20 protein-coding genes are annotated in these 20,297 nt (G+C 65.2%); 10 read left to right on the forward strand and 10 right to left on the reverse strand.

What is annotated here, in order from left to right; genetic code table 11:
- Positions 1-10: 10 nt before the first annotated feature.
- Positions 11-1,144, forward strand: coding sequence for a ferritin-like domain-containing protein (locus tag HG718_RS09610; RefSeq protein ID WP_160587276.1), 1,134 nt, complete (start codon positions 11-13; stop codon positions 1,142-1,144).
- A 250-nt stretch (positions 1,145-1,394) separates the two neighbouring features.
- Here the strand turns inward: HG718_RS09610 and HG718_RS09615 are convergent, their stop codons facing one another.
- Positions 1,395-2,261 (reverse strand): enoyl-CoA hydratase, encoded by an 867-nt coding sequence (locus HG718_RS09615; RefSeq protein WP_160587586.1) that lies wholly within the window; start codon positions 2,259-2,261, stop codon positions 1,395-1,397.
- Between the two features lie 116 nt (positions 2,262-2,377).
- Between HG718_RS09615 and HG718_RS09620 the strand changes: the two genes are divergently transcribed.
- Positions 2,378-3,184 (forward strand): enoyl-CoA hydratase/isomerase family protein, encoded by an 807-nt coding sequence (locus tag HG718_RS09620; protein ID WP_160587275.1) that lies wholly within the window; start codon positions 2,378-2,380, stop codon positions 3,182-3,184.
- Between the two features lie 24 nt (positions 3,185-3,208).
- On the opposite strand, the gene HG718_RS09625 is transcribed toward HG718_RS09620, so the two are convergent.
- On the reverse strand, positions 3,209-3,619 hold the full coding sequence (locus HG718_RS09625; protein ID WP_027844828.1) for a GFA family protein: 411 nt from the start codon (positions 3,617-3,619) through the stop codon (positions 3,209-3,211).
- The gene (locus HG718_RS09630) at positions 3,616-4,251 is read right to left on the reverse strand and encodes a TetR/AcrR family transcriptional regulator (protein ID WP_160587274.1); all 636 of its coding nucleotides are present in this window, start codon (positions 4,249-4,251) and stop codon (positions 3,616-3,618) included. Before HG718_RS09630 ends, HG718_RS09625 begins: the two co-directional genes overlap by 4 nt.
- Before the next feature lie 60 nt (positions 4,252-4,311).
- Here HG718_RS09630 and HG718_RS09635 point away from each other — a divergent pair, with 60 nt between their 5' ends.
- From HG718_RS09635 to HG718_RS09645, 3 genes are all read left to right on the forward strand, one after another.
- Positions 4,312-4,779, forward strand: coding sequence for a VOC family protein (locus HG718_RS09635; protein WP_373868293.1), 468 nt, complete (start codon positions 4,312-4,314; stop codon positions 4,777-4,779).
- Between the two features lie 54 nt (positions 4,780-4,833).
- Positions 4,834-6,102 (forward strand): pyridoxal phosphate-dependent decarboxylase family protein, encoded by a 1,269-nt coding sequence (locus HG718_RS09640; protein ID WP_160587273.1) that lies wholly within the window; start codon positions 4,834-4,836, stop codon positions 6,100-6,102.
- Positions 6,103-6,572: 470 nt separating this feature from the next.
- Positions 6,573-6,764 carry a hypothetical protein gene (locus tag HG718_RS09645; protein WP_160587272.1) on the forward strand — a complete coding sequence of 64 codons (192 nt, stop codon included), beginning with the start codon at positions 6,573-6,575 and terminating at the stop codon, positions 6,762-6,764.
- A gap of 137 nt (positions 6,765-6,901) precedes the next feature.
- On the opposite strand, the gene HG718_RS09650 is transcribed toward HG718_RS09645, so the two are convergent.
- Positions 6,902-7,513: a glutathione S-transferase family protein gene (locus tag HG718_RS09650; RefSeq protein ID WP_027844832.1), complete on the reverse strand. Its 612-nt coding sequence runs from the start codon at positions 7,511-7,513 to the stop codon at positions 6,902-6,904.
- 242 nt (positions 7,514-7,755) lie between these two features.
- On the opposite strand from HG718_RS09650, the gene HG718_RS09655 reads away from it, so the two are divergent.
- Complete coding sequence (locus HG718_RS09655; protein ID WP_160587271.1) at positions 7,756-8,160, forward strand: hypothetical protein; 405 nt, start codon at positions 7,756-7,758, stop codon at positions 8,158-8,160.
- Positions 8,153-9,055, forward strand: a complete 903-nt coding sequence (locus HG718_RS09660) for an MBL fold metallo-hydrolase (RefSeq protein WP_160587270.1) — start codon at positions 8,153-8,155, stop codon at positions 9,053-9,055. The genes HG718_RS09655 and HG718_RS09660 overlap by 8 nt, the downstream gene beginning before the upstream one ends.
- Before the next feature lie 664 nt (positions 9,056-9,719).
- Here the strand turns inward: HG718_RS09660 and HG718_RS09665 are convergent.
- The gene (locus HG718_RS09665) at positions 9,720-10,472 is read right to left on the reverse strand and encodes a DUF1499 domain-containing protein (protein ID WP_160589082.1); all 753 of its coding nucleotides are present in this window, start codon (positions 10,470-10,472) and stop codon (positions 9,720-9,722) included.
- A gap of 132 nt (positions 10,473-10,604) precedes the next feature.
- A complete protein-coding gene (locus tag HG718_RS09670) occupies positions 10,605-12,257 on the reverse strand; it encodes a long-chain-fatty-acid--CoA ligase (protein ID WP_160589081.1) in 1,653 nt (550 codons plus the stop codon).
- Between the two features lie 227 nt (positions 12,258-12,484).
- Between HG718_RS09670 and HG718_RS09675 the strand changes: the two genes are divergently transcribed.
- Positions 12,485-13,945, forward strand: a complete 1,461-nt coding sequence (locus tag HG718_RS09675) for an amidase (RefSeq protein WP_160589080.1) — start codon at positions 12,485-12,487, stop codon at positions 13,943-13,945.
- Between the two features lie 2 nt (positions 13,946-13,947).
- Here the strand turns inward: HG718_RS09675 and HG718_RS09680 are convergent, their stop codons facing one another.
- Positions 13,948-14,760, reverse strand: coding sequence for an SDR family NAD(P)-dependent oxidoreductase (locus HG718_RS09680; protein WP_170080201.1), 813 nt, complete (start codon positions 14,758-14,760; stop codon positions 13,948-13,950).
- Between the two features lie 168 nt (positions 14,761-14,928).
- Here HG718_RS09680 and HG718_RS09685 point away from each other — a divergent pair, with 168 nt between their 5' ends.
- Positions 14,929-16,314: an aminotransferase gene (locus HG718_RS09685; RefSeq protein ID WP_160588186.1), complete on the forward strand. Its 1,386-nt coding sequence runs from the start codon at positions 14,929-14,931 to the stop codon at positions 16,312-16,314.
- 26 nt (positions 16,315-16,340) lie between these two features.
- Here the strand turns inward: HG718_RS09685 and HG718_RS09690 are convergent, their stop codons facing one another.
- The 3 genes from HG718_RS09690 to pdxH form a co-directional block, all read right to left on the reverse strand.
- Entirely contained in the window at positions 16,341-17,096 is a 756-nt protein-coding gene (locus HG718_RS09690; protein ID WP_160588188.1) for an SDR family NAD(P)-dependent oxidoreductase, read from the reverse strand.
- Positions 17,097-17,106: 10 nt separating this feature from the next.
- Positions 17,107-18,081: a cation diffusion facilitator family transporter gene (locus tag HG718_RS09695; protein WP_192928129.1), complete on the reverse strand. Its 975-nt coding sequence runs from the start codon at positions 18,079-18,081 to the stop codon at positions 17,107-17,109.
- 125 nt (positions 18,082-18,206) lie between these two features.
- Complete coding sequence (gene pdxH, locus HG718_RS09700) at positions 18,207-18,851, reverse strand: pyridoxamine 5'-phosphate oxidase (protein WP_027840349.1); 645 nt, start codon at positions 18,849-18,851, stop codon at positions 18,207-18,209.
- Between the two features lie 181 nt (positions 18,852-19,032).
- Here pdxH and HG718_RS09705 point away from each other — a divergent pair, with 181 nt between their 5' ends.
- Positions 19,033-20,193, forward strand: coding sequence for a tetratricopeptide repeat protein (locus HG718_RS09705; RefSeq protein ID WP_160588190.1), 1,161 nt, complete (start codon positions 19,033-19,035; stop codon positions 20,191-20,193).
- Positions 20,194-20,297: the final 104 nt, after the last annotated feature.

Below are 20,297 nucleotides of genomic sequence, written 5' to 3' on the forward strand. Positions count from 1 at the left end.
AGGATTTTCCATGGCTGAGACGCAAAAAGACCAGATCACCAAGGACAATATCTACAACACCGTGGAGCCGGACGACTTCGCGGCGATGATCGAATGCGACCGCTACCTGGAGCGGGCCAGCGCGTTCGACAAGATCATTTCGGCGACCCATGACCATTTCTGGGACCCGATGGACAAGCGCTATATCGACTTCTCCACTCCGTTCGACATTGAAAACGAATACATGGTGGAGCCGGAGATGACCGTCGGCTTCGGCACCGCGGTGTGGGACAAGCTGGACGAGAAGAACCGGATCAAGCTGACCAATCTAGACACCCATTGGTCGCTGTCCAACATCCTGCATGGCGAGCAGGGCGCGATGGCCCTGTCGGCCTCGCTCTGCCACATCCTGCGGGACCCCGGCGCGCAGGAATATGCTGCCAACCAGGCGCGCGAGGAAGCGCGCCATGTAACGGCCTTTATCGAGATCGTCCGCGCCCGGTTCGGCAAGCCGATGGCCTGTGGCCCGGTGCTGCGCGACACGCTGACGGAGCTGGTGAACTCCAAGCTTGCCTGGAAGAAGATCGTCGGCATGCAGCTGCTGATCGAGGGGCTGGCCATGGGGGCGTTCGCCACCTTCTACAACAAGGGCCGCGACCCGCTGATCATCCGGCTGGCGCAGCTGGCGATGACGGATGAGGCGTTCCACCACAAGTTCGGCAAGATCTGGGCGGACCGCACCATCCCGCACCTCAATGAGGAAGAGCACAACAAGATCGAGGACTGGGCATGGCAGGTGTTCTCGAACCTGCTCTACAACCTCGCCTCCCCGGACCAGAAGAAGCACATCTATGAACAGGTGGGCCTCGACTGGGAATGGGTGCAGGGCGCCTTCATGGAAGGCATGACGGACGAGAAGGTGCGCGAGAACATGCAGCAATCGTCCAACATCTTCCGGGTACTGGTGAAGACGCTGCTGATGTGCGGCATCATCACCAAGCGGACGGCGGGCAATTATGCCGCCTATATCGACATGCAGCAGCTGCACATGGAAAGCGACGAGATGGTGGGCGATTCCATCGCCGCCGCCGGCATCGAGCAGCTGCGCAAGATCAACTCCCGCAATGAAGCCCTGCGGTCGCTATCCGGCCAGGCGGCGGACTGAGGGAGCATCGACCACGCGATGCGGTGATCCCGCGTTCCGGTGACTGTTCCTCCAAGATCGTCACCGGGACGCAGGGCCTGCACCGATCCCCCCAACTGTCTTGCCGGGCAACGACCCTAGCCCAGTCCGGTACGGCCCGAGGAGGGGACACGCGGCTCCGGCATTGCCTCGCGCAGTGCCGGAGCCGTTGCTCTTTGTACGGAGTTCCTTCTGTGCACAGCCTTCCTTCTGCATACGGCGTGATGCAGGCCTACTTTCCGGTGAAGTTCGGTGCCCGCTTCTCGACGAAGTGGGCCACCCCTTCCTTGAAATCGGCCGAGGCAAAGCTCTTGTTCATCTCGTCATCGCCGGTGTCGATTGCCTCGCGCAGGGACTGGAACCTGGCCTTCCAGACCTGGGCCTTCATGACGGCGACGGAGCGCGGGCTGACACTGTCGGCGAGGTCCTGGCCATAGGCCAGTGCCTGGTCGACAAGCCCTTCTGACGGTGCCACCGCGTTGAGCAGGCCGACGCTGCGGGCCTCGTCCGCCTCGACGCGGCGGGCGGAGAACAGCAGGTCCATCGCCACCGAATGGCCGGTAAGTTCCGGCAGCAGCCAGGAAATGCCGTGCTCGGCGATCAGGCCGCGTTTGGAAAAGGCGGTGGTGAAGAAGCAGTCTTCCGCGCCGATGCGCATGTCACACCACAGGGCGAACACCATGCCGAGCCCCGCGCAGGGGCCGTTGATGGCGGCGATGACCGGCTTGGGGATCTGCGGCACATAGCCGAAACGGCCACCCATGTGGGACGAGATGTCGGGGCCGGCGGAGCGGTCCCAGTCATAGGTCACGCCAGAGGACGCCGAGGCCAGCGAGCGCTTTTCGCCGGCGTCCGGGTCGATCTCCTGCAGCAGGTTCATGTCCGCTCCGGCACAGAAGCCCCGCCCTGCCCCGGTAACGACGATGGCGCGCACCGCGGGATCATTGGCGGCGGCGGCCATGGCGATACGCATGGAGCGCTCCATGGCAGCCGTCCAGGCATTGAGCTTGTCGGGCCTGTTCAAGGTGATGAGGGCGACGCTGCCTCGGGTCTCAAGCGTCAGGTCTTCGAGCGGTTCCGGCGGCGATGCTGCGGCCATGCTCATGGTGGTCCTCCCGTCCTGGTGTCGGATGGCCGGTGTTTTTTCCCCGGTCTCGATCCGTTTTTGTATCCTCACCTGCAATTGCGCCTCACCCGGACACAGAAGGCAAGCCCATGGCCCAGTTGGAAACGCTCCTCGTCTCGTCACCCCATGACCATATCCGCGTGGTCAGCCTTAACCGGCCGAAACAGATGAACGCCTATTCCACGCGCATGTGCGAGGAACTCTGCGCGGAGATTGATGCCTATTTGAAAGACGACGCGCTGCGGGTGCTGGTGCTGACCGGCGAGGGCCGGGCCTTTTGTGCCGGCGGCGACGTGTCGAACGCGGATGATGACCGGGACCATTTGATGGCGCAGCAGCTCTCCCATGGCCGGGAGATGCGCGACGGGATGCACCGGGTGATCCAGGCACTGCATCATCTCGACAAGCCCGTGATTGCCGCCATCAACGGCGCAGCGGTGGCCGGTGGGCTGGCCCTGGCGCTGGCATGCGACATGCGCATCGCGGATGAAAGCGCGAAGCTGGGGGATACGTCCGGGCGGTTTGCCTTGCTACCCGATGAGGGCGGCGCGTGGCTGTTCCCCCGCGCCATGGGTCTTGACCGGGCGCTCAAGATGACGCTGCTGGCGGAGACCTATCCGGCGCGCGAGGCGCAGGCGCTGGGGCTTGTGACCGACGTGGTGCCGGACGGCACGTCGCTGGAGGCCGCGCTTGACCTTGCGACACGGCTGGCGGCGCAGTCACCGCTGGCGGTGCGGCTCGCCAAGGCGATGATGGTTCAGGGGCTTGATGTGACGCTGGAACAGTCGCAGCGCGAGGCGGCGCTGTCGGTGATGATCGCCAATGAAAGCGACGACGTGAAAGAAGGCGTGCGGGCCTTCTTCAATAAGCAGAGACCGCATTTTACCGGGCATTGATGTGAGGGCGTGCTGATTTTCAGCCTAGCCATCCTCCGGGGCGTGTTCGTCATAGCAAGGCGCGCCCTGGGGCATGGGCTCCCAGGCGGCGCGGGAGCCGACGAAGATGTGCCGCTCAAGCCTGACGCCCGGATCGGTGTCATCGAGGCAGCCAAGGGTGACCCCGTGCACCTTGCCATCGACAATGCCCGCAAGGGTCGAGCCGCAGCGGCTGCAGAAGCACAGCCCCTCGCCCGCTTCGCTGACAAAGGAAGTCAGCATGTCTTCGCCTCCTGTCCATTCAAAACTGCCGGGGGCGACCAGCGCATAGGCCGAGGCCTGGGCGCTGAACACCTTGCGGCAGCGTGAGCAATGGCAGGAGCGCGCGTCCTGAAGAGGTTCGGTGACGCGATAGGTGATGCTGCCGCAGGCGCAGCCGCCGGTAAGGGAGGTCATGGGGTGTGCTTGTCCGTAATGGGCGCGCGCGCCAGCGCTGCGCTGATGATGGTCACGATATCATCAGCCACGTGGTCCGTGACAGGGCCATGTAATGTCAGCAGGCGGAAGAATATCGGACCGTAGATCATGTCCAGGGCGACATCGATCGAGGTGCCGGGGTCAATCTCGCCTGTTTCGATTGCTTCAAGCAGGATCACGCGGCCGTCTTCGCGCGCCTTCATGATGACCTGGTTGCGGAATGCTTTGGCCATTTCGCTGTCGCGCTCGGCGGTGGCCAGCATCAGGGCCGTCTGGCGGCCGCGGGGCGAAGAAAATCGTTCAATAAGATGGCGGAGGTGGACTGTTAGGCGGCTCTGGAAGTCCGCCCTTTCTGATGATGGGGTGCCGGGTGCATGGCTGGATGCGTGATCGGATTTCGTGCCGTCATCCATCAAGGCCGCCATGGCCAGCTCGCGGGCATTGGCCCAGTAGCGATAGATGGTCGGCTTGCCGACCCGGGCGCGGGCGGCAACGGCTTCGACGGTCAGGCGCGCGGGTCCTGCTTCATCAAGGAGATCGCGGGCCGCCTTGAGGATCGCCTGGCTGGCCTGCGCGCTTCTTGGGCGGCCGCGCTTTTTCGTTTCCGGCATAAATGCTCTTGCTTATTTATGAAACGGTACGTAACGTTTTATTGCACAGGAGAGGATGCCATGCCAGATACAGCCGCACAAATGCCGAAGGGGACCGGCCTTGCGCCTTACATCACCGTCAACGGGGCGGCGGAGGCGATCGAGTTCTACAAGCGGGCCTTCGGTGCCGAGGAGCATTTCCGGCTTGAGGACCCCGACAGCGGGCGGATCGGGCATGCGGAACTCTCCGTCGGCGGCCAATTGCTGATGGTGTCGGACGAATATCCGGATTTCGGCGCCCTCAGCCCGGACAGCCTGGGGGGATCGCCGGTGAAGCTTCATCTCTATGTGGCGGATGTCGATGCAATGTTCGCCAGGGCGCTGGCCGCCGGCGGCACGGAATTGCGGGCGGTGAAGGACGAGTTTTACGGCGACCGCACCGGCACCCTGTCGGACCCGTTCGGCCACACATGGATGCTGGCCAGCCACCGGGAAGAGGTGAGCCCGGCGGAGATGCAGACGCGCTGGCAGGAGATGATGGGCGGCTGACCGCAAACCGGCTACAGTCCGGCAAACACTTGATCTGCCGGAGGACCGCCAACCATGACCGACACCACATCTTCTCGCGTTTCCATGCCCAGCCACGGCACCGACTGGGAGACCCTGTCGGCGCAGATGAACGAGATGGCGACCGGCGACGTCAAATGGCGCGAGGGCAAGACGGCGGTCTATGTCTTCAATGCGGGCGAGGACGTATCGCGGGTGCAGAAGGAAGCCTATACGCGCTTCATGTCCGAGAACGGGCTGGGGCCGATGGCGTTCCCCAGCCTCAAGCGCATGGAGGAAGAGATCATCCAGATGGCGCTGTCGCTGCTCAATGCACCGGATGGCGCGGATGGGAGCGTGACATCGGGCGGCACGGATTCGATCACCATGGCGATCAAGACGGCGCGGGAGTATGCGCGCGCCAAGGGCCGGCTGAAGCCCGGCTGCCAGGGCAATATCGTTCTTCCGTGGTCGGCGCATCCGGCGTTCGACAAGGCGGCCGAGATGATGGATCTCGAACTGCGGCGTATTCCGGTGACGGATGATTTCCTCGCCGATCCAAAGGCCATGGGCGAGGCTGTGGATGACAACACCATCATGATGGTGGGCTCCGCGCCGTGCTTCCCCTACGGGCTGATCGACCCGATTGCCGAGATCGGCGAGGTGGCAGCCGCCCATGATGTGTGGGTACATGTGGATGCCTGCGTGGGCGGGTTCTTCGCGCCGTTTGCGCGGATGAACGGGGCAGACCTTCCGGCGTTCGATTTCTCCGTCGCGCAGGTGCATTCGATGTCGGCGGACCTGCACAAATACGGCTATTGCGCCAAGGGGGCGTCGACGGTGCTGTTCCGCTCGGCGGAGCTCAAGGAGCACATGATCTTCGACACCAATGACTGGCCCGGCGGGCGGATGATCACCCCGACGCTGGCCGGCACGCGGCCCGGCGGCGCGATTGCCGCGGCGTGGGCGGTGATGAACTATCTCGGCGTTGACGGCTATCGCGACAAGCAGGGGCTGGTGGTGAAGACGCGCGAGAAGATCGAGGCCGGCGTCACCGCGCTGGGCTTCGTGGTAATCGGCAAGCCGCAGCTGGGGCTGATCGGCTACCGGCATCCGGATCTCGACAGCTTTGCCATCTGGGGCAAGCTGTTCGAGCGCGGCTGGTTCACCTCCATCGTCTCCAAGCCGCAGGGCATTCACCTGATGCTGTCGCCCAAGCACGCCGAGGTGGCGGACACCTATCTGGCGGATGTCGAATGGGCGATGGAGCAGGTGCGCGGGGCGAACAGCCCGGCGGAGCAGCAGGAAATCCGCTACGGCGGCTGAGTCCTGGTGCAGCGCAGCACGCGGCCATGCAGCCGCTGCGCAGGTGCAGAATGATACGAACACGAACCATCTGGGCGCATAGCTGTTAACCTGGCTATGCGCCTATGCATGGCTTGTTCGCCAAAATGCACGACTCATACCTTATGCACAGTATAAACCGCTGATTTAATTAGAATTTTAGGGGTTGTGAACAGTTTTTGAAATATTCAGCGTTTCACAAACTCTTCGCAGTTGCGGTATTGCCGACGCCGCAGGATGGGCCCATCTTGATTTCACGGTTCGCGATTGATGCGGCGCACACACCGGCCCCGGCCGGACGGATCCAGAAGGGTCCGGGTGCGGGACGAACCGGGAAGAACAAGACCAAGACGGCCTGAGAACAGGCCAAACCGCCCGGCCCGGCCGGGCACGAAACGCGACTGAATGGTTTTTATGTGGCTGAGCACACCGGTTCCGAAAGGACTTGTCACATGAGCGCGAGCACGAACATGGCCTCTAACCTCTCCTCTGCACGGACGTCGGCACAGTCCGCTTCCATCCTCGACCGCGCCGCCCAAGCGGTGAAGTCGGCCAAGGCCGGCGACATGGTCGTCAATGCCCTGTGGGCGGTTCTCGCCGTCTACGGCCTGGCTGCCACGGTCAACGTCTTCCTCACCTACTAAGAGGCGGACGCCCACCCCTGCCGCCCTCACCGGCGGAATGCAGGTGACGATATGAAACGGCCCGGGGCATCCCATGCGGGGGGATGCCTGCCGGGCCGTTTGCGTTTGCGGACCCTTGATCAGGGCGCGGCCCCGCCTCAGGCCGCAGCTGACGGGCGCGCGGCGACGCGGTCGTACCAGGCCTTGAGATTGGCCAGGTCATCGGCGATGGGCTGGCCCACAGTGGTGCCGAACTCGAGGAAGCAGTAGAGCAGGATATCGGCCAGGGTGAAGCGGTCCCCGGCAAGCCAGGTGCGGCCTTCCAGGGCGCGGTCAAACCACTGCATGCCGTTGGCGGCCATGGCCTTGAGGCCGTCGGCGGCTTCCGGGCGGGTCAGCATGCGCGGCTCAAACAGGGCAAGACCCTCGGAGAAACGGAAGCCGTTGGCCAGGGGCTCACACACATATAGGTCGGCGCGGCGCGTCCACATGCGGGTTTCGGCGCGGGCCTCCGGCGTGGTGCCGATAAGGTCGGACTGGCCGTTCAGCTCATCCAGATATTCGCAGATGACGGTGATCTCGGCGACATAGGTGCCGTCGTCGAGTTCCAGGCAGGGCAGCTGGCCGCGCGGGTTGCGCTTCACATATTCCTCGCGCCGGTTCTCGCCGCCCATCAGGTCGACCTCCACCGTATCAAGGGTGATGCCGCGCTCGGCCATGAACATGCGAACCATTTTGGGGTTCGGGCCGATGGAATTGTAGAGCTTCATGGGTGACGTCTCCCTGGAGTGCCCCGCTGCCGCCCGATAGACGGGCCCCACGGGGCAAGGTTTTGTTGGTGCTTCCGGCATAGCCTGTGGCCGGGCCGCAGGTCCAGAGAGGCACGCGATTTCACGCGAAATTCACGCAACCGGCGCCCGGTCTTCCCGGCGGGGCGGGTCCGGAGGCTTGTGTTCACAGCCGCCGCTTGCCATGTAATTCATGGCGATCGGCATCAACGGGTCAGCGAAACATGCGCATCATCACCCATACCTTCATGATCACACTGGGGTGGCTCCTGCTCATCCCGGGCCTGGTGATCGTGATCCTGCCGCCGCCCTTCGCCTTCGGCGTTTTCCTGGTGGTGCCCGGCGTCGCCATTCTCGTTGCCCATTCAAAGTTCATGCGCCGCCTGGTGCAGGGCGTCCGGGCGCGGCACACGGTCGTGGACCGCGCCCTCGGCGCGTTCGAAAGCCGCGTCCCCGGCTGGCTGAGCCGCAGCCTCAAACGCACCAACCCGGCCGCCCGTTTCCGTGCCCTGCGCCAGAAGCACCACCGCAGGGTGGCTGCTGCGGCCGCTGCCGACGCGGCTGCCTTGCGCGCTGCTCCCGCCGCCCCCGCGCCCTCCCCTCTCAAGACGGATACCGCCCATGGCTGACCTGCCCCTCACCCGCGATTTCGAGCCCGACTACGGCCACATGGTCGAGGTGTCGCCGCTGGTGCGCCGCGTGGTGGCGCAGAACCCCAGCGCCTTCACCTTCAAGGGCACCGGCACCTATGTGATCGGCCGCGGCAAGGTGGCGGTGATCGATCCGGGGCCGCTGGATGACGCCCATGTGCAGGCGATCCTCGATGGTCTTCCGGGCGAGACCATCACCCACATTCTCATCACCCACACCCACAACGACCATTCCCCCGCCGCAGCCCCGCTCAAGGAAAAGACCGGCGCGCCCACCTATGGCTTCGGCCCGCACGGCTCCGGCCAGCCCGCGCCTGAGGGTGCCAAGATGGACGAAGGCGGCGACATGGCGTTTGTGCCTGATCACGTGATCGCCGACGGCGATGTCATCGGGGGCGATGGCTGGACCGTCGAGTGTGTCTTCACGCCGGGCCATACCTCCAACCACATGTGCTTCGGCCTGCGCGAGGAAAAGGCGCTTTTTACCGGCGACCATGTGATGGGCTGGTCCACCGCCGTCATCGCCCCGCCCGATGGCGACATGCGCGCCTATATGGCCTCGCTCCGCAAGCTGCTGGAGCGCGACGACGCGGTCTATTATCCCACCCATGGCGCACCCGTGGACAAGCCGCAGTCGCTGGTGCGCGGCTACATCACCCACCGCAAGGCGCGCGAAGCGCAGATCCTCAAGCGCCTTGAGGAAGGCGACCGCACCATCACCGCCATGGTGCCGGTGATGTATGCTGAAACCGACAAACGCCTCTACCCCGCCGCCGCCCGCTCCGTCTTCGCCCATATGAAACAGATGGCCGAAGAAGGCCGTGTGCTGACGAATGGCACACCGGAAATCAGCGGCGAATACTGGCTGCCGTGATTACGCATACCAAACCCTCCGCACACGGCATTGCCGTTGCGGGCATAGGGGAGAGCAGGACGCGCCCGGCGCTCACGCGGCGCCGGTAGGAGCAATAAACAAATTTGGGTCGCAAGCCTCAGGCGCGTCCCGCGCGGATGGCTGCCAGCGGTGACCGGACCGGGGCGGGGCAGGCATTACCCTGCGTGTCCAACCCCGCGAACCCTGCTTCCACCCTCCACACTTTGGAACGGGCCTGGACGCGGTGGGGCCAGCTTTTTCAGGGCGTGACCGGGTTCGGGACACCACCACCCATCTAATGCGCACCCGTTACTTGCGCATCGCGGCTGAGCGCGCGCACCCCACGTTCCCAAGGGGCCGCCTCTCGCCCGGCCTTCCGGGCATCCGCCCTCCCACCCAGGTCCGGTCGGCCCGGCTGCCCGTGCGGCAGGAGGTCATGGGATGAGTATGCGGCAAGAGGCAGGGGGCGGGGAAAACTTGCCCTCATACCCTCTTAAACCCCCGCATCCCTCCGGCTTGACCGGAGGGTCTCTCTCCCCCTGCCTGAGCCTCTATGAGATCCTCCGGTCAAGCCGGAGGATAAGCGGAGGGGGCGGGCCGTGGAGCGGAAGGTGGACCGGACAGGGGAGCTGGCATGGAGCTGGCGAGGAAAAAGACTCCCGTCCTACAGCCGCCCCTTCAGCCCGTCGAAGAAGCCCTCAATGCGGGCGGCGTTCTTGCCGAGGTCGGAGATGCCGACACGGCTGACGGAGCGCATGTCCACCAGGGTCCTGTCCGGACCGTCATCGGCGATGCGGATGACCACGTCGTCCTTGAAGCCGAACAGCAGCGTCGTGTCGGTCGCCTCGATGCGGCCGGCTTCGCCGTTCTCCGGTTCGGCGGCATCGACGATGTCCCAGCCCTGGGCGGTCGCTTCCTCAAGGGCTGCGGCGAACACCGTCGCGATGTCGTCTTCCACGATCAGGGTCTGCAGTTGCGGATAGGCCGCGCGCTGCTGCTCCGCGAGGTCCGCGGGCTCCGTGCGGGTCAGCGGGTTGCTGTCCTCGCCGCGCAGGGCGACGACGGAGACGAAGTCCGGCGGGGTTTCGAGATCGGTCGAGATATCGTGGATCGGCGGCACGGACCCGCCGCCCAGCGCGTTGGACACCGGCACGGCGAGGATCACGATGCCGGCCACAGCGGCAATGGCGGAGGGCGCAAGGCCCGGCTTGCCCATCACCCCGCGGATGATGCCGATGATGCCGAGCAGCGTGCCCGCGCCCACCACCAGCATGCCGCCGGCAACGCCGATCAGGCCTGACCGGAAATGCAGCACGCCGAAACGGGTGAGAAGAAGCGCGATCACGGCGACAATAATGCCGGCAATGACAAAGCGCAGAGACAGGCCCGCGATACGCGAGCGCGATGCATCACTCATTGACCCAACCAACGGGGCCTTGCGCCCCGCTCCCCTTCGCGCCCGGCCCGTTCGGGCTCGCCACCGGCGCCTTCAGTTCAACAAAACGCCCCGGCCAGCGTGACCCGGCCGGGGCGATGAGACGGATGCGGACTATTCAGCCGCGCCCTTTTCGAGATTGGCCGTCGGCAGCTCATAGCCTTCGAACTGCTTGCGCAGCGCCAGCTTCTGGATCTTGCCGGTGGCGGTGTGCGGAATCTCGTCCACGAACACCACGTCATCCGGCATCCACCACTTGGCGATCTTGCCGTCCATGTAGCCCAGGATCTCGTCCTTGGAAGGAGACTTGCCCTCCGCCGCCACACAGATGAGCAGCGGGCGCTCGTCCCATTTGGGATGCACCACGCCGATGACGGCGGCTTCCGCCACGTCCGGGTGGCCCACGGCGAGGTTCTCGAGCTCGATCGACGAAATCCATTCGCCGCCGGACTTGATCACGTCCTTGGCGCGGTCGGTGATGGTCATGTAGCCGTCGGCGTCGATGGTGGCGACGTCGCCGGTGTCGAACCAGCCGTCCTCGTCGAGGATCTGACCGCCCTCGCCCTTCAGATATTCACCGGCAATGGCAGGCCCGCGCACCATCAGGTGACCGAAGGCCACGCCGTCGCGGTCCAGCTCCTTGCCGTCGTCATCGGTGATCTTCATTTCCACCGTGTAGACCGGGCGGCCCTGCTTGATCTTGACGTCGATCTGCTTGTCGAAATCCATCTCTTCCATGCCGGCCTTGAGCGAGCCGAGCGTGCCCAGCGGCGACAGCTCGGTCATGCCCCAGGCGTGGAACACCTGCACGTCATAGTCACGCTCGAAGGCTTCGACCATCATGCGCGGCGCAGCGGACCCGCCGATGACGACGCGGTTGAGATAGGGCAGCTGCTTGCCGGTCTCCTGCAGGTGCTGCAGCAGCATCAGCCACACGGTGGGCACGGCGGCTGTGACGCTGACTTTCTCCGTGTCCAGAAGTTCATAGATCGACGCACCATCCATGTTGGCGCCCGGCATCACCAGCTTGGCGCCGGTGGCGGGGGCCGCGAAGGCAATGCCCCACGCATTGGCGTGGAACATGGGCACCACCGGCAGCACGTTGTCGATGGAGCGCATGCCGAGGGCGTCGGCGTTGTTGACCGCCAGCGAGTGGATGACGTTGGAGCGGTGCGAGTAGAGCACGCCCTTGGGGTTGCCCGTGGTGCCGGAGGTGTAGCACAGGCCGCAGGCGTCGTTCTCGTCCACCTTCACCCAGGCGAAGTCCTCGGAGAAGCCGTTGATCAGCGTCTCGTAGCAATGGGCGTTCTTCAGCTTGGTTTCCGGCATCGACGCCTCGTCGCACATGACGATCACGTGCTTGAGGTGCGACAGCTGGTCGGCAATGCCTTCGATGATCGGCACGAAGGTGAGGTCAACGAAGATGACCTTGTCCTCGGCGTGATTGGCGATATAGACGAGCTGCTCGGCGAACAGGCGCGGGTTGAGCGTGTGGCACACAGCGCCGAGGCCCATGATGCCGTACCAGGCTTCCAGGTGACGGTCCGTGTTCCACGCCATGGTGGCCACCACGTCGCCCTTGCCGATGCCCAGATGCTTCAGCGCATTGGCCACCTTGCGGGCGCGCTTGTGCACATCCATGTAGGTGGTGCGGCGGATCGGACCTTCGATCGAACGGGTCACGATTTCGCGGTCGCCGTGATACTGCGCGGCGTGATCAATGATGGTGTGGACCAGCAGCGGCCAGTCCTGCATCAACCCTTTCATGGGCTCTCTCCCTGATGACGTGGCGTCGCGTGGCGGGTGAGCCCGCGGCCTTCTTGATTGCATGGGTCTTCAGCCTGCCGCATTGCGCGGACCCGGCATTGGCCCGTACCTTAAGCGACGTGAGCGAGGTGCTCAACGCAGCAATCGCGCCTTACGCCCTGAAAAACCCCGGATACCCGGCGGAAAACGCAAAAAAGACCCCAGGAAACAAAAGGAATACCCGCCCGATGAGCGATCTGAGCTTCGCCCCGGCCCATGTTCTGGCCGCCATGATCCGACGCCGCGAGATTTCCGCGGTGGAATTGCTGGATCACTTCACGGCGCGGCACGCTGCCCATAACGGCAAGGTCAACGCCATCGTGGCCACGGATTTCGAGCGCGCGCTGGCGCAGGCGGAGGAAGCGGACCACGCCCTGTCGCGCGGCGAATTATGGGGCCCCTATCACGGCGTTCCGATGACCATCAAGGACGCGCTGGAAACCGAAGGTCTCACCACCACCGGCGGCTCGCCGATGTTCAAGGATCACGTGCCGGAGCGCGACGCGGATGCGGTGGCGCGCATCAAGGCGGCCGGTGCGATTGTCTTTGGCAAGACCAATGTGCCGCTCTTTTCCGGCGATCTTCAGAGCTACAACGAGGTCTACGGCACCACCAACAATCCCTGGGACCTGACGCGGGGGCCGGGCGGGTCGTCCGGCGGGGCGGCCGCGGCGTTGGCGGCGGGGTTGACGCCGCTAGAGATCGGCTCGGACATTGGCGGGTCGATCCGTACTCCCTCACATCTGTGCGGCGTGTTCGGCCACAAGCCGAGCTATGACCTTGTGTCCAAGCGCGGGCATCTGCCCGGCCTGCCGGGGTCGCTGTTCCAGCCGGACCTGTCCGTGGTCGGGCCGCTGGCGCGCTCGGCGCGCGATCTGGAGATCACCCTGTCGATGATCATGGGGCCGGATGACTTCAACGCGGTGGGCTATGCCCCCGCCCTGCCGGAGCCGCGGGCGCGCGACCCACGGGAACTCACCATCGCCACCTGGTTCGATGACCCGTTCTGCCCGGTGGAAAGCGAGAATGTCGCGATCATGGAACAGGCGGCGGACGCGCTCGAAAAGGCCGGCGCCACCGTCCACCGCGACGCGCGGCCGGACTTCGATTTCGCCGAGGCGTTCGAGATCTATTCGACGCTGCTGCATGGCGGCACCACGCGCGGCTTCCCGGCGCCTGTCGTCGCGCGCATGAAGGAGGCCGCGGCAACGCTGGATCCGTCGGACACAAGCCATGAGGCCATGCAGGCGCGCGGCGCGGCGCTGACCCATCACCGCTGGCTCGAACTGAAGGAAGAGCAGGCGCAGATGCGCGCCAAGTGGGCGCAGTTCTTCGACACCTATGATGCGGTGCTGATGGCGGTCATTCCCGTGGCGGCCTTCCCGCATGACCAGCAGTCCAACTTCCACAAGCGCGCGCTGACGGTGAACGGCGAGGCGCGGCCCTATCTCGATCTCGTGAGCTGGGCGGGCCTGCCGCTCGTCTCCTACCTGCCGAGCACGGCCGTGCCGGTGAGCCGCACCAAGGCGGGCCTGCCGGTGGGCGTGCAGGTGGTCGGCCCCTATCTCGAGGACTTCACCACCATCGCCATCGCCTCGATGCTGGAGCGCGAGCTCGGCGGTTTCGTGGCCCCGCCGGATTTCGCCTGATCTCAGGATTGCGCCGGGAAGCCCGCGCGCAGAAGATCAAACGTCTCATCGAAATTGTCCCGCGTGCGGTCATCGGGCACGATGCAATGCATGTCGCCGGCATCAATCGCCGCCATGGCGCGGGCGGCGACATGCTCAACCGTCATGCCTTCGTCCCGCCAATGCGCCCCGGCTTCCTCGGGCTGATGCCGGGGCCCGCCGAACTTGTCCGGCCGGGCGCGGGCGGCGTCCCAGATGCGGGTGTTGACGAGGCCCGGATAGATGGTGGTGACACCGATCCCGTGCGGCGCAAGCTCTGCCCGGATGCCTTCCGCCAGCCCCGCCATCGCCTTCTTGCTGGCGCCATAGGCGGCGAGCCCTGCGTCCAGTTGCGCGAAACAGGCCGAGGACGCGGTAAAAGCCACATGGCGGTCGCCGTCCGTCTCCATCATGGCCGGCACAAAGGCGCGGGCGGTGTTGATGGGGCCGAGCACATTGACGTTCAGCAGCCAGTCCACGGCGCGGCGCGATGCCCCGATATAGCCGCCGCCAATCCCCACGCCTGCATTGATGATCAGCAGGGCAACCGGGCCGAGGTCCTTCACCACTTGCTCCTGGGCCGCGGCAAGGCTCGCCGGGTCCGTGACATCCGCATGAACAGCGATCGATTTGACGCCTCTGTCCGCCACCGCCTGGGATGTCTCCGCTGCCTTGTCGTCCAGCACATCCAGAACCGCGACATGGACACCCGCATCCGCCAGCGCCAGCGCATAGGCGGCGCCTATGCCGTCCGCCCCGCCGGTGATCACGGCTGTCTTTCCTGCAAATCGTGACATTGACCTCTCCCCTGGTCCGGCGGAAACATTGACCGCCGGTCACATATTGGTCGGCGGTGCGCCGGGCGCAAGGCTTTGACTTTGCGTGTCGGCACATTGCTAACTGTCGGCGCCAAGTCTCGGCGCGCTGTCCTGATGCCAGGCTGCGGAGTAACAGGAGGATGCCCCATGGATCTCACCAATGCGCAGATGCGCGACATCGAAACGCTGATCCACCCCTACACCAATCTCGATGCCTTCCGGCAGACGGGGCCGGTTGTGATGGAGCGCGGCGAGGGCATCCATGTGTGGGACACCAACGGCAAGCAATATATCGAGGGGCTGGCCGGGCTGTGGTGCACGTCGCTCGGCTACAACGAAAAAGAGCTGATCGAAGCAGCCACCCAGCAGCTGGCCACCCTGCCCTACACGCACACTTTTGCCGGCAAGAGCCATGAGCGCGCCATCGAGCTGGCCGAAGCGGTGAAGGAAATCTCGCCGCATCCGACCTCGAAAGTGCTGTTCTGTGGCTCGGGCTCGGAGGCCAACGACCAGCAGATCAAGCTCATCTGGTACTACAACAATGCCCGCGGCAAGACGGAGAAGAAGAAGATCATCTCCCGCAAGCGCGCCTATCACGGCGTCACGGTCGCCACCGCCAGCCTCACGGGGCTTGTGCCCAACCAGCGCGATTTCGACCTGCCGATCGACCGCATCCACCACGTCAACTGCCCGTTTGCCTATCGCGAGGCGGAACCGGGGGAGACGGATGATCAGTTTACGGACCGTCTGGCGAAGGAGCTGGACCAGTTCATCGAGCATGAAGGCCCGGACACGGTGGCGGCGTTCTTCGCCGAGCCCATTCAGGGTGCGGGCGGCGTGCTCATTCCGGCGGACGGCTACTTCCCCAAGATCAAGAAGGTGCTCGATAAGCACGACGTTTATTTCGTGGCGGATGAAGTGATCTGCGGCTTCGGGCGCACGGGCAACATGTTCGGGTCGCAGACCTTCGACATGCAGCCGGATTCGATTTCCGTCGCCAAGGCGCTGTCATCGGCCTATCTGCCCATCGGCGCGATCACCATCGGCGACCAGATGTATGAGGCGATGCTGGAGGAAAGCCGGAAGATCGGCACCTTCGGCCATGGCTATACCTATACGGCGCACCCGGTCTGCGCGGCGGTCGCCATCAAGACGCTCGAAATCTACAAGAAGCGCGACATCGTCGGCCATGTGCGCAAGCTCGCGCCGGTTTTCGAGGGCCGCTTTGCAAAGCTCGCCGACCACCCGCTGGTGGGCAATGCGCGGGCCAAGGGGCTCATCGGCGCGGTGGAGCTTGTCGCCGACAAGGCCACCAAGCGGTCGTTTGATCCGGCGCAGAAGGTCGGCATCACCTGCCAGATGAATGCGGAAGCAGAGGGTCTCCTGTCACGCGCGCTGGGCGGCGACATCGTGGCCCTGTGCCCGCCGCTGATCATCCAGGAAGACGAGGTCAACGAGATGTTCGACCGGCTGGAGCGGGCGCTGGATGCCACCGAGCACTGGGTCACCAAGGAGGGCCTGCGCACCGCCTGAGGGTGTTCCCGTCAGACGTCCTCCTGTCAGACGTGCTGGCCACCATTGATGTGGATTTCCGCACCGGTGACATAGCTCGACTGCGGTGAGCACAGATAGAAGATCGTCTCCGCCACTTCGGCAGGCTGGCCGAGGCGGCGCATGGGGATTTCCTCGACGATCTTCTCGGTGCCCGGCGACAGGATCGAGGTATCGATCTCGCCCGGCGCGATGGCGTTGACGCGGATGCCGCGGGGGCCGAAATCGGACGCCATCTCACGGGTCAGCGCGGCCAACGCCGCCTTGGAGGTGGCATAGGCGGCCCCGGCAAACGGGTGCACGCGGCTGCCGGCAATCGACGTCACATTCACCACCGCCCCTTGCGCCTTTTCAAGCTCGTCCACCAGCCCGCGCGCCAGGAAGACCGGGGCGAAGAGGTTGACGTGGAAGACGTGCAGCCAGTCGGCCAGCTCGGTGTTCATCGTCCCCAGTCGGCCGCCATCGGGCCCCTTGGGGCTGATGCCCGCATTGTTCACCAGCGCATCCAGGCAGCTGTCCTGATCGCGCAGGCGGTTGCGGATTTCCGCCACCGCGCGCTCGGTATCGTCCGGGTCCGACAGATCGACCTGGATGTGATCCTCCGGTCCCGCTTCCCACGGGCAGTTTTCCGGGAAGGCGTGGCGCGAACAGGTGATGACCCGCCAGCCTGCCTGCGAAAACCGCATGACGGTGGCGTGGCCGATGCCGCGGCTGGCGCCGGTAAGGATGAGGGTGCGTTTGCGCGTGTCCGGGGGCGTGTTCATGGACCGCAATCTAGGCGGTCGGCGGGGTGGGCGCCAGAGGACTTTCCGGGTGCATGGCCTCCGGCACGTCTTCGTGACCGGCCGGGTCCTGGTGGATCAGGATTTCCGCATCCGGAAACTCCGTCGCGATGGCCAGCTCGACCGTATCCGCCACGTCGTGGGCATGGCGTAGGCTGAGGTCACCGGGGATTTCCAGGTGGAACTGGATGAACACCGTGCGGCCCGATGTGCGGGTGCGCAGATCGTGGATCGTATGCACCTGCGGGTGAGACAGGGCGATCTCTTCGATCCGCAGCCGGTCTTCCTGCGGCAGCTCCCGGTCCATCAGCTCGCTGGTGGCGCGGGAGACAATTTCCCAGGCCGCGTAGCCAATCCAGAAAGCCAGCGCCAGCGCGATGACCGGATCGGCCCAGACGATGCCGAGGGTGCCCGCGATGACGAGGGCGGCGATGACACCAAGGTTGAGAATGAAGTCGCTGGCGTAGTGCAGGCTGTCGGCGGCAATGGCCAGCGAGCCTGTCACCCGCTGCACATAGCGCTGATAGACCACCAGCACGGCGGTGAAGCCCAAGGACACGACGATGACGGCGATACCCAGGGTGGATTGCTCCACCGGCGTCGGGTCCAGCAGGCGGCTGACGCTTTCAACCCCCAGATAAAGCGCCGACGCGCCGATCAGCGCTGCCTGGCCGAGCCCCGCCAGCGCTTCCGCCTTGCCGTGGCCGAAGCGGTGCTGCCGGTCCGCCGGGGTCAGCGCCACGCGCACGGCGAACAGGTTGACGAGGGACGCCGCCCCGTCGAGCAGGCTGTCGAGAAAGGTCGCCAGCAGCGCCATGGAGCCTGTCACCCACACGGCCCAGGCCTTCATGGAGATGAGCACGACCGCCACCGCCACCGAGGCATAGGTGGCGCGCTTCATCAGCGTCGCGGCGCGCTCGGGGCTCACCGAGCGGCGATAGGACCGGGGACCATCAATCGTCTTCATGGGCGGCCTCATAGCACAGCCCGGCGGGACACTTAAGCCCTTGATTTGAAACGAATTTTGAGAGGCGTTTGCATTTGCAGGTCACCCCGGCTCCGCAGGGGCACTAGGCCGCCTCTGCGCGCGCCTCACGGAAACAGGCGTTCCGTTGTCCAGTTCCAGTTCTCCGCCGTCAGGTCGCCGCTGCGGCGGAACACCAGCCGGTCATGCAGGCGGAAAGGCCGGTCGCGCCAGAACTCGATCTGCTGCGGCAGGATGCGGAAGCCGGACCAGTGCGGCGGGCGCGGCACATGGCCGATGGCGTATTTGGCGGCGTAGCGGGCCACTTCCTTTTCCAGCTCGAACCGGCTTTCCAGCGGTCGCGACTGGCGTGACGCCCAGGCGCCGATGCGGCTGTCGCGGGCGCGGCTGTCGTAGTAGGCGTCCGCCTCGGCATCGGTCACCCGCTCCACCGGGCCGCGCACACGGATCTGGCGGCGTAGGCTCTTCCAGTGGAAGCACAGGGCGGCCTTGCCGCTGGCGGCGAGTTCCCGGCCCTTGGCACTTTCAAGGTTGGTGTAGAACACGAAGCCCGCCTTGTCCGCGCCCTTGAGCAGCACCATGCGCACATCCGGCAGGCCGTCCTCGTCCACCGTGGCCAGCGCCATGGCATTGGGGTCGTTCAGCTCGCTCTTGCCGGCGGTTGCCATCCACTCGTCAAACAGGGCCATGGGGTCCTGCGAGGTGAAGATTTCGTCCGCATCCTGTTCTGCGTGCTGGTCAGGCGTGGTCATGAAATGGTCCCAATAAAAGCGTGCGGTTGAACGAAACGTGCCGCGACGGCGTATTCGTTATCATGGCATATAGGGTTTGCACGCGCGCGGGCCATGACCGCGCAAAGCGTACGCGCCAATTGCCCCGTCCCGCAGGCGGTCCCCAGCCGCCCGCACCATGCTGCCAGAGAGCCTTATGCCCATGCCGCTCCCCTCTCCTTTTCTTCCCCTCGTTGCTCTCGGCCTCGGCCTCGCGGCGGCCCTTGCAGCCCCCCTGCCCGCCACAGCACAGGAAGGCGACGGGACGCGGCCGAGCAATGCGGTGCTGGAAAAGCAGTTCGCGGACGGGGTGAAGGCCTATGACGCGGAACGCTATGGGCGGGCCTTCGAGCTGTGGCTGCCGCTGGCGCAGAATGGCGACCTCGCCGCCCAGCGCAACGTGGCGCACATGCTGCGGCGCGGCCTCGGCGTCGAGAAGGATGCATCGCGCGCCCGCTTCTTCTACCGGCAGTCAGCGGAATATGGCTTCGTCACCGCGCAGACAGACCTCGCCATGATGCTGCTGGCCGGTGAAGGTGGCGACAAGGACGAGGAAGAGGCCGCCTACTGGCTGGATCTCGCCGCCCGCGGCGGCCATCCGCTGGCGCAGTTCCACCTGGCGCAGCTTTACGAGACGGGTCTCGTGGAAGCGCCCAATCCCGGCCGCGCCCTTGGCTGGTACGCCCTGTCCGCCCGTGCCGGATACCAGCCCGCCCTCGACCGGCTTGCCGAGCTTGTAATGATCCTGCCAGGGCCGAGCAGCGAGGGCCATCCGGATAAAATTACTCCGTCTCCTGACGAAAAAGCGGAACCGCCCGAAGCACCTGCCGGTGCAGCGGACACGGAGGAACGCGCCGAGGACAGGCAAGAGAGCGCGACCCCGGCGGACGACACGTCGAACGCAGATGATGCGGCGGAGACAGCGGACGCTACGGCAGAGAGTGAAGAGGCTGCTGCGGCTCCCGAGGCAGCACCGAAAACGATGGCCCTGAGCTTTCCCGAGGCGGTGACCGGCCTCCCCGACGGCAAGGATGCCTATGCGCGGCGGGAATACCGGGCGGCGCTGGCACAGTTCGAGGCCCGGGCCTATCGCGGCGATGCGGACGCCCAATACATGCTGGGGCGCATGCGCAATCGCGGCGAAGGCGAGCCGCGGGACCCGGTGGCAGCGCTTGCCTGGTGGCAATTGGCGGCAGGCCAGGGGCATGCAGAGGCGCAGAAGGCCGCAAGCAGCCTGTCCGGTGAGCTGGGGCCGCGGCGGCGCGGGGAAGCCGAGCGCGAGGCCGCCCAGTTCCAGGCGCTGATCGACCAGATGCCGAAATAGGCCTGTAACCACGCTGGCGTGATGCGGCGTTAACCCTATGGTATGGCGCTTTCGGCCAGACTCTGCCCCGTAATTTTCACGGATTTCCGGGCTTTCAATACTTC

The sequence above is a fragment of the Pyruvatibacter mobilis genome (assembly GCF_012848855.1).
GTDB classification, from domain to species: domain Bacteria; phylum Pseudomonadota; class Alphaproteobacteria; order CGMCC-115125; family CGMCC-115125; genus Pyruvatibacter; species Pyruvatibacter mobilis.